Below are 15,005 nucleotides of genomic sequence, written 5' to 3' on the forward strand. Positions count from 1 at the left end.
AACGCCCATAAACGAACATTTTTAAGATAGACAACAATCTTGAGCTTTTATATAGAAAAGAGTAAAAAAAACATTAATGAAGCAAATTATTTTATTTATTAGACATATGTCTAATTAAACATCCTGGTAACAAATAAAATAATCAAAAAACTCTTTTTGATTGTGGATTTTTCTTATATACTACGCTATCCTACTTTTCAAAAAGACCAATAAACAATGAAAAAAATTTTGAGCCTTACTGATAGCAATCAAAGATCATCCAATATCTCCTGTATGGAAAATGCAGAAATAGAAGAACATTTGAAGGGTTACTTAAATTTCCCATAACCAGCTATTGAATTAAATAAGACCAAAAAAGGGGTTCCCCCCTTTCTTTAGAATGGACAGACATTGAGTAGGTAATCCACTGCTTTTTGGGCTTTAGATGCCGCATCGATAAGCAGATTCTTGTCATTTTTCAGTCTGGAAATCCAATTTTTGATATAAGCTGCCTGATTATCGATCAGTCTGGCCTCTTGGATTCCGGTAAATCCGCATAGAAACCCAGCACCCATTTCAGCGATGAGTTCCTCAGTGCTGTAGTTTTCCGATCCAAAATAATCGATTTCCTCCACTCCGGGTCGGTTCAACCGATTCTTGTGCCCAGTCGAGTGAACCAATTCATGGAACAATACCGAATAATAATCCTCAGCTGTTTTAAATCTGGGTTTAGGAGGAAGATTGATCAAATCCAAGCTTGGGTGATAATAAGCTTCCTCCCTTTCGTGGGTCAATTTTGGAGGCTCATGCATTTCAGCGAAAACCGACTCGCATCGTTCCAATACCGGCAAACTTTGATTTTCTCCTTTTTCAGAAAGCTCCCAATCAATCCCATCAATCTGTTCGATGGGAAACACTTTGTATTCTTTCAGGAAGCAGACTTTGGTAAGGGTATCAATGGGATAATCTCCAAGCAGTCCATCGGGAATCGTCCTCCCGGTTTCCTTGTGCTTGTAGACAAAGTTCCAATAGCAAACAGGAATCGCTTTGGATCCCTTTTTTACCATCCCCCCAAGTTCTTTTGCTTGCTTGAAAGTGAGGTAAAACGGCAGCTCATGATTTAGGGATAGTAAAAGCCATAGATTGATTCCACGATAAGGCTTTTTGGTTAGATAGTTGGAAGGCAAGCCATTGCAATTCCAAGGCTGATACCAAGGCACCACTCCTTGTTCCAATTTATCCAGGATTAATTGGGTGAAACTCTCATAAACATCCGTTGGTGTCCATTGAGTATCTACCTCTCCTTTTCGCGCTCTAGCAGCTTTTCCATTTGCTGACTTCCGTGAGTTTTTTGCTGTTGTTTTCATCGTTTCTATTGGTTTAAGTTGACGTAAACTGATACAGCAGTGCCCTTGCGGAAAGGGGGCACTTAGGGCAAGAGGAAACGGAATAAAAAGGCGAGGGAACGGCGGTGGCTTTATGCCGTAGTCTCTTGTCCCGTGTGCACACGCTCCGCTAAATTGGCTGAAGCAGGAGTAGAGAAGACTAACGGGTTTGTTAATATTTAACAACCCGACGTAAAAAATGGACATTAGTCTAAAAAACTAAAAAAACCATTAACAATCGAGTTTAGAGTTTTTTAAAAAAATAAGTTTGTATATCAAAATTAAGTAATTAAGCCTAATGTTTATTTATATGAAGATCTCAAAATTATTATTAACTGCAACTTTACTTATCATTAATCTGATAATGCCTAATCCCACAAAAGCCCAACTGGCTTGTTCATGGTCAGAGCGAGACCAATGGGGTTGCTTAAACTCACTTTGCTCAGATGGATGTGTTTACACAACTTGCCCCGGGGGTAATAGTACTCGATCCTGTGGAGCTCAAGACCAATAATTCCATGAAGGCAAAAAATATAATACTAATAGCTTTTTTGGGGCTATTCATTCTAACGGGGTGCTCGGACTTTAAAGAAATCCAAGAAGAAGGGATGGAGCCAATGATATTAACTTACATTGATTCTGTTGAAGTTATAGAAGCAAATGGGTTCCTACTCCGACCAAACGAAACCCAATTAATAAATGACACTTTACTAGGTGTTTCAAGCATATTCAGTAAAGGGATTTGGATTTTTAATAAAGTAAACGGATTAGAAGAATTAAGTTTTATAAATGGAACCTATCAAGACATTTCATTTTATCCAACCAAAGTTTTTTGGAATGATTACCCCACCCTTTTCATATTGGATGGGCTATCCCAAAATATCCTAAAATTGGAACTTGGCACCCTACAAAGTGAATACGGACTTCAGATACAAAAAATTATTCTTGATTTGCCTGAAGGTACGCGCGTATTACCAACCTCAAAATCATTTTGGGTGGATGATCAGTACTTTTATTTAGAGCTATCCCCTGAAAACACCCCAAAAACCTCCAAAGAATTTTATACAAAGTCTGGTGATTTCATTGGGGTGTTCAACAATGATGGATCATTTGAAAAAAGGATGATTTCTTATCCTCAGTCCTTGACCGAGTTTGAGGGCTTCCTAGAACCCAGTCAAGTGTACAGTTCCGGATTCAAGAATAAAAATACATCCATATTTTCTTTTCCGAGTGAGAAGATCTTGATGACTATCTCGCAATTGCCTGATTCTCCTGAGACATTTTATGTACCTATTCCTAAAAGTAAGTATTTTGATTACAATTTACCCCTTTTAGAAAAAGAGTTCTCAATTAATACTGAAACCAAAAATCCTCAACTACACTTTTTTGGAGACATAAAGACCGATGGAGACAATTACTATCTTCAATCTTATATGAAGGACAATCAAAATCTGGAAAATTGGAGTTTGAAAAGTCATATCGTAAAATACAATTCAAAATCAGAATCTTGGTCTGAAAGTATTGATCCAAAGGAATTTATTCATTTTGGGGAACTTGCCGGAGTAAAAAATGACACCTTGTATATTTTGGATGCTGGGATGGTAAACAAGGAACAGAAATATTTAAAAAAAGCAGTTTTGAGAAAATTCAATTCGAACTAGGTAGAGTTTAGGAATCTTATTATTCTATTCTCAATTCGAAAACTCACCGCCAATCTGGAAGGCTACTCATTATACTGATTATTCACCTTTCCAATAGAAACTTTAAAAACCAAAAGAAAAATAACCCTTTAAACCATTAACAGATTTATCAGGATTTTCAAGCTATTTAATGGATTTAGAAAGAACTTAAATCATTCAATTTTCTCTTTCAATTAATCTATCATCAACCCGGTCAAAGCCGGTGTATCCAGCATCCGTTCCAGTTCCTCATCGATCAATTGACGGATTTCAGCTTTGATTCTGCGGTAATTTTCAATCACCTCCTCCCCGCTTAATTTCCTCACCTGAGGAATTGGACTATATCCTTTCTCCTCCAATGACAAAGCTTTGTGGTCATTCTGGATTTCACAATGAAAGGCTTTGAGTTCAATCTTTTGGGTAGGGTCATCCGCTACAATTCCCACAAACTGACCTGAGGAAAGCTGGGAAATGGTCGAAGGAGGAACTGCCAGTTCCAGTTGGGTAGAATGGCTGACGGACGTATCCCCTGAATTGATGGACAGACTTTTCCTCGCCTGGTTGATTTTCCCGATTCGATCAGAAATCTGCTTGGCTGTATCCCCCAATACCTGGCCTGAAATAATATTTCCTACCGTGTTCATAATCACTTCCGCCTGCTCTCTCCCATAATCCTTTTTCAGTTGGCTATAATCCTGAACTCCCAGAGTTGTTGCCACCTTATTGGATCGCGCAGTGGCAATCAGAGAATCAATCCCATTGAAATAGATGGTTGGAAACTCATCAAAAATAAGACTGGACTTTAGGCAGTTTTTCCGATTAACCAGCTTGGTGATTCTGGAAATATACAAGGAAAGCACTGCCCCATAGACCTGCTGTTTTTGGGGATTGTTTCCCATGCAAATCACTTTGGGTTCGGTAGGATTATTTAGGTCTAAGGTAAACTCACTTTGGCTGAGCACATAGTAAAGTTGGGGGGAGGCCAATCGGGCCATGGTGATCTTGGCACTGGCAATCTGACCCTCTAGCTGTTCGGCAGCACCGTGAAGGAAAGCCGACACAAAGGGGTTGATCAAAACTTCGATTTCCGGTTCAGTTCGTAAGACCGAAAACAGTTTGGGATACTCCACCTGCATCAGTTCGATCACATGGGGCAACGTACAAAATTTCCCATTCCGGTATTTCTTCAAAAACCAAATCACCGCCGTCACAAAATTGATCGGAGACTCCACAAAGAAGTCCCCCTGCTTTTTGATCCACTCTCTGTTCAGTCCAAGCATAATCGTTCGGGAGGATTCCGAAGCATCAGTAATATCCGTCATCGTACTTGGCTCCAAGGGATTGCAGCGATGGCTGGTTTCCAAGTTGTCGAAATTGATCGTGTAGAACTTGGGAAAAATGGAATAGGACTCGCGATTCTTGATCAGGTGATTATAGGTGATTCTGGACAAGTCATCGTATTTGAAGTCATAGACAAACATCGAGAAGCCCTTGCTGAGGTGCTGGGTGATGATGTGACGGATGACAAAATAGGATTTACCGGCTCCTGGCGTCCCCACAACCAGGGTAGCCCGAAAGGGATTGATAATATTCAGCCAGCCTGAGAACACCTTCTTCTGCACTCTAAACCGGGTGGGAAGATTGACCGAATATTCATTTTCCAAAAGCCGTTGTTCTTGGGGAAAGGTCTCATTCAAGTGATTGAATACCTCTGGTGAAAAACCTTCGAGGATCACTCTGCTCAGCTTCACCCCTACTGTCAGTACGCCTATCCATGCCAACCAAATACCTGAGAGGTAAACATTCTTTCCCCACTCCATCATCCGAACTCCTGACTCAGCCAACACAAAAACCATATTCCAAAACAGAAACCAAAGCATCAACCTCTTCCAGTTTAGGTTGGGATCTTTTCTACCTTTCGCACCCAATAATGAAATCCAGAGCAGCCCAAGGCTCAGAATCCGTATCCGTTCGGTTCCCTCAAAGAGGCCAGTTTTTCCGATTTGAGCCAATAAAAAGTCAATCCATTCGTGGATCCATCCCCAAGCATTCAACTGGGCATAGACTACCAGATAGGTATGAATACCCAACCCTACCAAGGATCCCAACCGAGTAAAATCCAAGATCTTTTTTAAACCCTCCTGATTCTCTCCTGTGTTCATCATTCGGATGGGTTGTCCTTTTTCTTCCTTTTCTTCTTTCGCTTTCCGGGAGAGGGACCTTGGTAGGGGGAATCGGAAAAACGAAGGGAAAGATCTGTCCCACCCGTCTCCACAGAAACGGGATTTTCAAAAAGGACCAATCTCCCCTTTTCTCCCTCATTACTTGGAAGCAATGTTCTTGGAGCCCTTGCACTGGCAGCCATCAGCCCAAAGCGTTCGCTTAATCCATGGGCACCAAATTCCTTTCCCAAATCCGAACCCTTAATCCCAATCCGGTTAAAATGATCCACGTAAGTAGTTCCAAAAATCTTCCCCTCTTGGGTATGGTTTAGTACCAATTGAACTCCATTCTTTTTCAAGTCGGCCAGGAATTGATCCATGGATTTACTCTTTTGGAGGATTTCCAAAACCTTGGATTTAACGGCACCCAAAACTTCCTTTTTCTTTACCTGATCCCTTAAAAACCTACCCTCAAGTTTCTTTAGGGTGGGTTGGAGGTAAAAGCAACTGGCTTTGACCGGAACTCCTTTTCTGCTCCCCTTTTCATCCAAAACATGGTAAACCAAGCCCCTTCTTTTATACCGCTGGGAATCTTTCTCCCCCCTATAGGCTGCCACTCCAAAGCCCGAAAGGATCGCATTGTATTCCCCCAAAGAGGTGAAGACATAATTAGCCCAGACCTGATTCAGTACCGTATTGATGCTTGATTTGGAAGTTTCCTTACCGTAGATCAGCTTTCCCAATTCCTGAAGACCGGGACCTATTCGCTGTTGCTTTTCAGCGGGTACCAGTCCATATTCCCGCTCAATTTCCTTTCGTGCCTGCTCGGACTGATTCTTCCCCAGATTATGGGTTTCAATTCGTTTTCCTTCTCGGTCAATATTGACCGTGACCAAATGTACGTGTGGATGACCTGCATCTTGATGCTGATAAATGAGGCATGGTTGATTCCCAAAGCCTATTTTGTCCAGGTATGAATGACTGATTGCATTCAGCTTTTCATCGGAGAGCCTTTCACCGGGAGCAAAGTTGAGGGAGACATGTATCGCATTGGTGTGAGTCCTACGATTTAGGGAGGTTAGCAATTCGAATCTCCTGACCAGTTGGTTAGCTGTCAAATTTTCCACCCCTTTGGCGAAACCCCGGGATCCGATTAATTGGGCCACGGATTGCTTTCGCTTGGTATCGTTGTACCGAACCACTCCCTGAATCGATTTTCCGGTACTTATTCGGACAACCATCGATCCTGTATTTTTGCCAATACTTCTTCCAGGATTCCTTGTCCCTTGCTCAGTTCCTTTTGAAAAGCAAGAAGCTTTTTCCCCAAGAGGAATTTCTCAAGGGAACTTGAATTTCCATGAAAAGCTTGGATCACCTGATTCAGGTTGGTTCCGATTTTCTTCAGCTGAATGTCAATGGAAATCAGCACCTCCATCAGGTCCCAGACTCCTCGTTCTCTCACCTGTATCCGGACCGGTTGATTCTGCAAAATCCTTCGGATCAGCTCACTCATGGTCAGGGTAGAATCCTTTTCCAAAATCCCGACTAACTCCTGATATCGGGATTCGGAAATCCTTCCCTCTACTCTTCTGGGAAATCCTTTCGACATAGGTCTAGTTGCTTTGTTTTTCATCTAAATAGAAAGTTTGAAAATCTAAAGAATGCGACTCCGGAGCAGGCCCAAGCCGGATTGGTGTAGACAATCCTACATCTTGCTTACTGCACCGCGGCGCAGTACTTCCCCTTTCAGGGGCTTTGCCAAGATCCAAGAAAGTATGTTGGAAGGAGTACCGAAAGGCTATTGGAAAGATGGGCTAACACTTCATCAACAAGAGGCCAAACCTTTAGGAAGTAATGTCAAAAGCCTTCAGAATTATTTGAGCAAGCCCTCAAAATCATTTCAGGAAGCATCACAAATGGCCAACAAAAGACATTTAAAAGAAAAGCAAACCCCTTTCTTGAAGTCTCTGTCCAATCAACCATTTGAAAGTGAAATGATCGGCGTCAGTCTTCCAAACTCAGTGTTCCAGGTTCCATAGCCATCGGGAAGCAGCCAATTTCCAATCCCTCAGTGGACTCCCTGTTTCAGATCTCCAGCCCAATCCCTGGTAGTAGAAATAAAAAACCTCTCCCTCTTCCCGGGGAAAATTCTGTGCGGAAAAATAGTTCTGCACCTCCTCCAAACTGGGCTCACCCAAGGCAGGCCGTAAATGTTCGACTTGTTCAAGAATCATGATTATCGTGGTTTAGTTGGACCATGAAACTGAAAAAAAGGAAAATTAAATATTCAGTAGCAGAACACCATCGGGGGAAAAGAAGAGAAAAAAATAACCTATTTAATTATGAATTTTTCTAATAATCAGAGCAATTCAGCCTATTTACTAGAATCCATCAAACCAATCTTGGAACTCAAGAATTCTGAAAAACATAGCAAGATTTGCAAAGTCCATATTGGATTCAAAACCGAGTTTTGCCCTGTACAAAATTCTGTTTATTCATGATTCAGCTTTGCAATGTCTCCAAGTCCTATCAGGGAATTGGTTCCCAGTACCCCGCACTCTTCAATATCAACCTAGACATTTCCCAAGGGGAAAATGTCTTTATTATTGGCAAATCAGGTTCGGGAAAGTCCACCCTTTTAAACCTTATTACCGGAATTGACAGAGCCGACCAAGGAGAGATTATTGTCAACAACCAACACCTCGAAAAAATGACAGAATCTGAACTGGCTTTATGGAGGGGAAAAAATGTGGGCATTGTTTTTCAGTTTCACCAGTTGCTCCCTCCTTGAGTGCCATGGACAATATTCTGTTTGCCATGGAACTGGTAAATTCCATCCCCAAATCGGAGCGAAGGAAAAGAGCTGCCGATCTACTTCAACAGGTGGGTCTTTGGGAAAAATCCCAAAAATATCCCAATGAATTATCCGGAGGTGAAAAGCAGCGTGTAGCCATCGCCCGGGCCTTGGCAAACGACCCTATTCTACTTGTTGCCGATGAACCTACAGGTAATCTGGATAGTCAAACCGGTAAATCCATCCATGATCTGTTTTCCAGCTTAAACCGTTTGGGTAAAACACTTTTAAGAGTAACCCATGAAAAAACCGAAGCCTTCCAATTCACTAACAAATTTGAATTGGTGGACGGTAAACTAGTATCCAACAATTAAGCCCCAACACTTTGAAAGCTATAGTCCGAAAACTCCTTCAAGAATTCCTCCTCACCAAATCAAAAATCTTAATCTGCATTTTGGCAGCAGGTTTGGCATCCTGGGGGATCAGTAGTGTCACTTTTACCTACCTAATGACTGAAAGGGACTTCAAGTCCAATTTTGATTCCTCCAACCCGGCAGACTTTTCCTTGCGAATAGAAAATGTAAATGAGGGAACCATGAGGATTTTGCAGGATTTTCTTCAGGTGGGAACATTTGAAAAAAGGGAAATGAGCTACCTGGAATTCCAAAACAAGGACGGTATCTGGATGCCCATTGTACTGTATGGAATTGAAAATCCCGAAGCTCAAAAACTGGATATCATCCGATTCAAGGATCCTTCTCTTTTTAACAGTCATGGAGTATTTATTGAGAAAAATGCAATGAACTTCTTAGGTGAGGCTAAAGAAATTTCCCTTCGAAGAGAAACCGATCTTGATCTTCCAACCATTCCTATCATGGCAACTGTCCATGATCCACTTCAAGCACCTGCTCAAATGGAGCGATTAGCCTATGGCTATGCGGCAATGGATTTGGTAGAATCCATCTCCGGTCAAAACGCCCAAAGGTTTATCTTCAGGCTTAATGCTGAGCAGAAAGATGTGGATGGCTTAAAAAAAGAAGCCGAAAAACTAGTAAAAAAATTGGAAGAAAAAGGAGGAATAGTTTCCGGCCTCACTATAAAAGAACCCGGAAAGCATATTCATCAACCCATAATTGACGGGGCTTCATTTCTTCAAAAAAGTTTCGGTTTAGTGCTGCTCATCATTGGATTGACCCTATTCTCTCTTTTCCTGTTGATTTTACTGCTTCCTCAAATCCCTCAAATTGGGATTTTAAAAGCCTTGGGAGCCTCCAGCAGGCAGGTATTTTTCTCTTTTAACTTGGTAATTTTGATGATCATAGGCCTTGGTATTTTAATCGGCCTACTATTGGGTATACTCACCGCAAAAGGATTCAATGGCTTTTTTGCCATGGTTCAAAATTTTGATCCGGTCACCGGGGCCTTCCCTTTAAAATATTACCTGGCAGTTGCCTTTATTTCTTGCTTGGTACCTTTACTGATTGGGTTGAATCCGGTAATAAAAATTTCTCATGTAACTGTACGGGAGGCAATTCAATCTACATTTCAGACCAAAAGCGTAAAACTCATCAACCTGCTCAGAAATCTCAATATATCCTCCTCGGTAAAATATGGAGTGGGAAATCTCTTACGAAGTGGGCTAAAGACCTATCTGCTTTTGCTAATGCTGATACTGGGGATTACCTTATTTTTTACAGGAGCTAATTTATCCAATTCGTTTTACACCGACTTTAACACCTTCTTTTCAGGTACACCTTATCAGATTACCATAAGATTGGAAGATTCTCAAACCCTAGAGCCAGAATTTCTAAATCAATCAAAAGAAATCAAATCTTTCAGCCCAATAAGTATCAATACCGTTTCCATCCAATACCAAGGGAAAACATTAAGCTCAAAAATCAGAAAATATTCTCCAGGGTATTCCATTAAAGAAGAGATGTTTCTCATAGGGACCGGCCCAAAAAACTGTTCAGCATGCATATATCTTCATCCTGAAATGGTACAGGATGATTTTCAAAACTTGAGTCTGGGAGACTCCTTAGTAGTGGCAGAAAAAAACGGGGAATCACGAAGCTATGCATTTGGAGGAATTCTAAGGGAAGCCATGCCTTCCAATGGGGGCTTGGTAAGTGTCTTTGAAAGCAAGCCACTTAGTTCTTTTAATACCTTAGCCATAGAGCTTCAGGATGGGTTTACAATTGAACAGGGCATCAAACATCTTGAACAAGAGATGAAGAAAAACCGGGTTAATTATGCCAAAATAAGCGATATAGAAACCAACTTAACGACTCTTATCAACCATTTTGAACCTACCTATTTAATTGTTCAAGGGATGGGAATCCTCACAATGGCTCTTTCCCTGATTGGAATACTGGTAATTATCAATCTTACGGTTCGGGAAAGGATATCTGAGCTGGCTATTCTCAAAGCTATGGGTGGCAATTCGGGAATGATCGGCAGATTGTTTTCCATAGAATTTATGCTGACTTCACTCCTGGCCCTAGTAATCTCCTTTCTTTTATCCCTATGGCTTTCATCTGTATTGGCAGATGTTTATGGAATGATGATCAGAGGACAAAAGCTACAATCCGAGCTTAATCTAAGTCTTATTATTCCTTCGGCCGTATTCTTAATGGCCCTTCAATGGTTTATTGTGCAAGCCTACACCAAATCAAAACTGGAAAAATCTGCCAATAGCCTTTTAACTTCTCTTGACTAATATGGATGACCGGATAAAAAAAGCCTATGATATAATTCAGGAAGATTTTAGATCCAATCTCACCTTGGATGGACTTTCCCAGCGAGTTGGACTTTCCAAATTCCATCTTCAAAGAATGTTCAAATCTGAGTTCAAAGAAACACCGGCACAGTGTATTCAACGGATTAGAATTCAACGGGCATTACATTTTCTTAAGCTTAAGACCAATTTCTCTATTCAGGCCATAGCTATGGAATGTGGATTTTCTTCTCCTGCCGTTTTTAGCAGAGCATTTCAAAAATTCTATGGAAAAACCCCATCGCAGGTCCTGGCAGAACCCGAAAAGGTTTTTAGTGAATATTCAGAAAACAAAACCATTGAACTCATCCATGGTCCAGAAATCCAGCTTCTTTGTATTATTACCGATTTAAATCACCCCGAACTGGAGAAAGAATTTGAAAAAGCAAAAATCAAATGCGACCGTCTAGGCCTTAAAACGACTGGACGAAAATTTGGAATCATTAACCATATCGCCATCCATCAACCTCTGGGCCGGCTCAACTATCAGGCAGGAATTGAGATCACCGGAAGAGTTCCTTCCCGTTTCCGGGAAGATCTTTATTTAATTCCATCGGGTAAATTTGCCACATTTACTACTAAAAATCCTCCCAAATCCCTGATTGAAGAATTAATTGAATTAAAATACGCCTGGTTGGACCACAGCAAGTACACCATAAAAGACTTGCTTATTTTCGAGGAATTTCTTGACTCCCCCAAAAAAAATAATCGTTTGAGAAAAATCTATCTTCCGGTCATTGAAAGAGAATCTAAGCCCTAATAATCAGTATCCTCAATCAGATCTTATGAAGCTGCAAAAGCCCGGGATTAAACCTTTTGTCTAAAAATAGGCAGCCATCAATCAAAGCACAAACTTGACGGGATAGCACCTAATTTTCCGGGATCTAGACTTACTTTCTGGAACCTAAGAAGGACAATAAAACATGGGGGACTTTTACTATTGTTTATTACTAGGATAAAAGTTGGACATTTTACTTTCCAAAAAATCATAAACTGAAAAGATACCAAAAACCGAGTAATTCTAAGGAGAAGCTTGACAGAAAAACAACAAAGTTACAAATGAACCTTTCCTAACCTTGATTAGTCCCTTTCTAATGTTTTGTTCCCTATCCAAACAAATAGATCATTTCAGCAACTAAACCTAACATCTGTAAATTTTCAGGGACTGTTAGACCTTCATACTAAAGAGTCAAAATCTACACTCTGATACAATGGCATTTACTATTTAATCCAGACTTTAAATTCAGGTTCCTTTTACAGGAAAAAAAATCCGAAAGATTCTCCTGATCATTTATTATTGGAAAGCAAAATTCTCCAAAGAAAGCTTACTATTACTATAGCAAAACAACTTAAAAACCAAAATATGGGATCGTAAAAATCGGTATATATTCTATATCCTGCTGTAAAAAGAAATAAGGTAAAACCTGTATAAATCCAAACAGGTTTACTTTCTTCCAAGTTAGGTGTCGGAGGAACATAAGGAAGATTAAATAATATTCTTAATTCTCCCCAATGCCATAAAATAAGTCCAAGATTGGCCAAAAGCATGAAGAATGTGATTATATGGGTGTTATTAAAATCCATAGAAATTGTAATGACAAACACATTCAGGATAATGGCTAGATTAATAACGGCACCCAATTTACTGAATTTCTGGGTCATAAGTAAAAATCCTGAAATGAGTTGGGCCCATCCCAAAAATTGCCAATATTCTCCGGTCTGATACATGGTTTCAAAAAAATGACCAACTGTACCAAATTCTGCATCCTCCTGGCTTTCGGTTGTAAATCTTTTCCCTTTAATTTTAATTATGGAAGCAAATACAAAACCTCCACCTAACAAAAAACGGGTATAGATTATAAAAAGCTGAACCCAAAATTTTTCTCTCATTTCTTTCATATATGGATAATGCATAAAACTTATAGATGTTACAGTAAAAAAGAATAATATATACCATAAAAATAAGTAAATTCAAAAATATACAGAAAAACGAAAGCCTCAAAAAGGAGGCTTTCGGATTTAATCAGGGTGAAAAAACAACTTAACATCAAACTATAATTCACAATTTCTAACATTTTTCCAACATAAGAATTGAAAAAAATACAAGCAATAATTACTAAAAAATAATGATTTTGAACCAATTAATTATTTATGGATAAATAATTTCTAGAATCATTCCATTACCTTGATTATCTAGAGTCTCCTGCTTTATAAGATTCCTTGTAGATTTCGATATGTAAGAAATGGTCTTATTTTGATTGCCAATAGTATCATAGGACTCCACAATCCAAACTTCTATTTTCTCCCCTGTTTTAGAAGTATGCCATCCAATTTCCACATTAGTTATGAAAGCTTTAAGTACACCTTGCTTTCCTTCCGGTTTAAAATCAAAAATGTTAACTTCAATAGGAGAATCGATCGATTCCAAAAACATAAGCTGAAATAAAGAAAGGTAAAAACCAGAATCAAAAACAGGCTCTTTGACAGAATAGGAAAATGGAGTTTTAACTTTAGTGCCTTTATCCAAATAATATCCATCAACCTTACTTCCGTAATTAATTAAAATATCCCTTTGCATATTTACGGACTTATGTCGGATTGGGGCCAAGGTTAGCCAATCAACTGTTAAAGAATCTACCCAGCTTTGCGGAGGAAGGCCGGGTAAAACCACCTGGGTAATTATCTCCAACTCACCTCCCTTTTTTCTCCAGTCATTTTGAATTATACCCAATTCTCGGGAAGAACCATTGGACACCATCACCATATTCATTTTCCAGGTTCGATCGGTGAGCCATTTAGCATCAAAGATTTCCATTCCGGGTTGAACCTTTACTTGAGATACACAAGGAAACCCTATCAAAAGAAAAACAAATAAGAATAAATTTTTCATTAAATGACATTTATGAATCAATAATACAAATTGAATAAAACAATTGAATGACCCAAATTGGGGTATATTGATAAAAATAAATACTCTGGTTCAAAAAAATATCAACTATTTAATATCTTTTAAAATTTCAAATAATTCATTGGAGAAACCCATTTAGACCTAGCCTAAAATAGGCTATAAAAATAAAAGGAAGAAAATTTTTCTTCCCCTTAATACTATTATTAAACCAAAATTTAACCAGATGAAAGTCATCTAGCACTCAAAAATAGAAAGATTCATTAAAGAAAAATCCCCCCAAAAGGAGGGATTTTTAACCCAACATAATTATTATGAAAAAACACCAACTTAGAATATTAAACTAATTACTTTGATTTTTCGACTTCAGCATCTTCAAGTTATATCAGTAAAAACTCCTTTCTTATCACCTGCCAACATGATACGTCAGCAAAAACTCTTGAATGTTTCCAGGCAAAAGGTAATTACTCGAAGATGGAAATTCATAAACATATCCAAAACTAATTCTTTTTATTTTAACCCCTCCTTGAATATTCGTTGTAAAATCAAACCTATGCCCAAATCCCAGCCAGAATGTTTCTTTCATTAAGACCTTTAGATTGATATCCAAAATGTCTTTTCCTCCCTCCCAAGACCTAAACAAAAAATCAGTTGAAACTTCAAAGTCCGGTGTTAACATTGTCTTATATCCAGCCTGAATAAGTTGCTCTTTAGGAAATCTATCCAAAAAGCTATCTCCACCTGAAATTCTTCCAGAACCTACCCGTTGAATACTATAACCGAAATAATAATTGGGGTGAGTCAAACTTATTCCCAAATTGAAGTCCAGAAACTGCTGATCAGAAACCTTACCCAAATATTCACTTAGTTTGGGATCATTTTGCTGCTCAAAAGTAAGTTGATTACCATCAAGTCGAACTCCCTGATAGAATACCCCTGCCCCCAGTCTAACATTTGCTTTTTCTGCTACTCTAATCCTAGTGGCATAATTTATCAGAAGTTGATTCTCTCGAAAAGCACCGTGGGTATCAGTTAATAAGGCAAACCCCATAGCATTTTTTCCTTCCACTACAGAGGATTCCTTTCCGGAGAGATCAGAAAATTCAACATCTGCTCCAAGGAAATAAGACTTTGGATTTGAATTGAGTGGTCCCCACTGATTTCTAACCAAAGCTTTTATTTCAGATCCTCCATAACCTGTAAGAGAGGGGTTGAAATACCCGGATATTGCATGATATTGGGATATGAGCTTTCTGGATTGGGCATAAAGACCATGAAAGGCCAAACCCAGAAAGACAAGGAAAAAAGAAAGAAATTTTTTCATT

11 protein-coding genes and 1 pseudogene are annotated in these 15,005 nt (G+C 39.3%); 4 read left to right on the plus strand and 8 right to left on the minus strand.

The window, feature by feature from the left end; genetic code table 11:
- Nucleotides 1–374: 374 nt before the first annotated feature.
- Nucleotides 375–1,346: an ArdC family protein gene (locus tag AAA943_RS16710; RefSeq protein ID WP_338225421.1), complete on the minus strand. Its 972-nt coding sequence runs from the start codon at nucleotides 1,344–1,346 to the stop codon at nucleotides 375–377.
- Between the two features lie 464 nt (nucleotides 1,347–1,810).
- Between AAA943_RS16710 and AAA943_RS16715 the strand changes: the two genes are divergently transcribed.
- Nucleotides 1,811–3,025: a hypothetical protein gene (locus AAA943_RS16715; protein ID WP_338225422.1), complete on the plus strand. Its 1,215-nt coding sequence runs from the start codon at nucleotides 1,811–1,813 to the stop codon at nucleotides 3,023–3,025.
- A gap of 212 nt (nucleotides 3,026–3,237) precedes the next feature.
- Here AAA943_RS16715 and mobC read toward each other — a convergent pair whose 3' ends face one another.
- The 4 genes from mobC to AAA943_RS16735 form a co-directional block, all read right to left on the minus strand.
- The gene (mobC, locus tag AAA943_RS16720) at nucleotides 3,238–5,208 is read right to left on the minus strand and encodes a conjugal transfer protein MobC (RefSeq protein ID WP_479374283.1); all 1,971 of its coding nucleotides are present in this window, start codon (nucleotides 5,206–5,208) and stop codon (nucleotides 3,238–3,240) included.
- Entirely contained in the window at nucleotides 5,205–6,446 is a 1,242-nt protein-coding gene (locus tag AAA943_RS16725; RefSeq protein ID WP_338225423.1) for a relaxase/mobilization nuclease domain-containing protein, read from the minus strand. Before AAA943_RS16725 ends, mobC begins: the two co-directional genes overlap by 4 nt.
- Complete coding sequence (locus AAA943_RS16730; RefSeq protein ID WP_338225424.1) at nucleotides 6,431–6,838, minus strand: plasmid mobilization protein; 408 nt, start codon at nucleotides 6,836–6,838, stop codon at nucleotides 6,431–6,433. Before AAA943_RS16730 ends, AAA943_RS16725 begins: the two co-directional genes overlap by 16 nt.
- Nucleotides 6,839–7,223: 385 nt before the next feature.
- Complete coding sequence (locus AAA943_RS16735) at nucleotides 7,224–7,439, minus strand: hypothetical protein (RefSeq protein WP_338225425.1); 216 nt, start codon at nucleotides 7,437–7,439, stop codon at nucleotides 7,224–7,226.
- 263 nt (nucleotides 7,440–7,702) lie between these two features.
- On the opposite strand from AAA943_RS16735, the pseudogene AAA943_RS16740 reads away from it, so the two are divergent.
- From AAA943_RS16740 to AAA943_RS16750, 3 genes and pseudogenes are all read left to right on the plus strand, one after another.
- Nucleotides 7,703–8,373, plus strand: a pseudogene (locus AAA943_RS16740) (ABC transporter ATP-binding protein).
- An 11-nt stretch (nucleotides 8,374–8,384) separates the two neighbouring features.
- Nucleotides 8,385–10,718, plus strand: a complete 2,334-nt coding sequence (locus AAA943_RS16745; RefSeq protein ID WP_338225426.1) for an ABC transporter permease — start codon at nucleotides 8,385–8,387, stop codon at nucleotides 10,716–10,718.
- A gap of 1 nt (nucleotide 10,719) precedes the next feature.
- On the plus strand, nucleotides 10,720–11,535 hold the full coding sequence (locus AAA943_RS16750; RefSeq protein ID WP_338225427.1) for a helix-turn-helix domain-containing protein: 816 nt from the start codon (nucleotides 10,720–10,722) through the stop codon (nucleotides 11,533–11,535).
- 527 nt (nucleotides 11,536–12,062) lie between these two features.
- On the opposite strand, the gene AAA943_RS16755 is transcribed toward AAA943_RS16750, so the two are convergent.
- From AAA943_RS16755 to AAA943_RS16765, 3 genes are all read right to left on the minus strand, one after another.
- The gene (locus AAA943_RS16755; RefSeq protein ID WP_338225428.1) at nucleotides 12,063–12,674 is read right to left on the minus strand and encodes a hypothetical protein; all 612 of its coding nucleotides are present in this window, start codon (nucleotides 12,672–12,674) and stop codon (nucleotides 12,063–12,065) included.
- A gap of 250 nt (nucleotides 12,675–12,924) precedes the next feature.
- Entirely contained in the window at nucleotides 12,925–13,665 is a 741-nt protein-coding gene (locus tag AAA943_RS16760; RefSeq protein WP_338225429.1) for a DUF3108 domain-containing protein, read from the minus strand.
- 421 nt (nucleotides 13,666–14,086) lie between these two features.
- The gene (locus AAA943_RS16765) at nucleotides 14,087–15,004 is read right to left on the minus strand and encodes a PorP/SprF family type IX secretion system membrane protein (RefSeq protein WP_338225430.1); all 918 of its coding nucleotides are present in this window, start codon (nucleotides 15,002–15,004) and stop codon (nucleotides 14,087–14,089) included.
- Between the last annotated feature and the right edge of the window lies 1 nt (nucleotide 15,005).

Source organism: Algoriphagus confluentis, assembly GCF_036245625.1.
In the GTDB taxonomy this organism is placed as follows: Bacteria; Bacteroidota; Bacteroidia; order Cytophagales; family Cyclobacteriaceae; genus Algoriphagus; species Algoriphagus confluentis.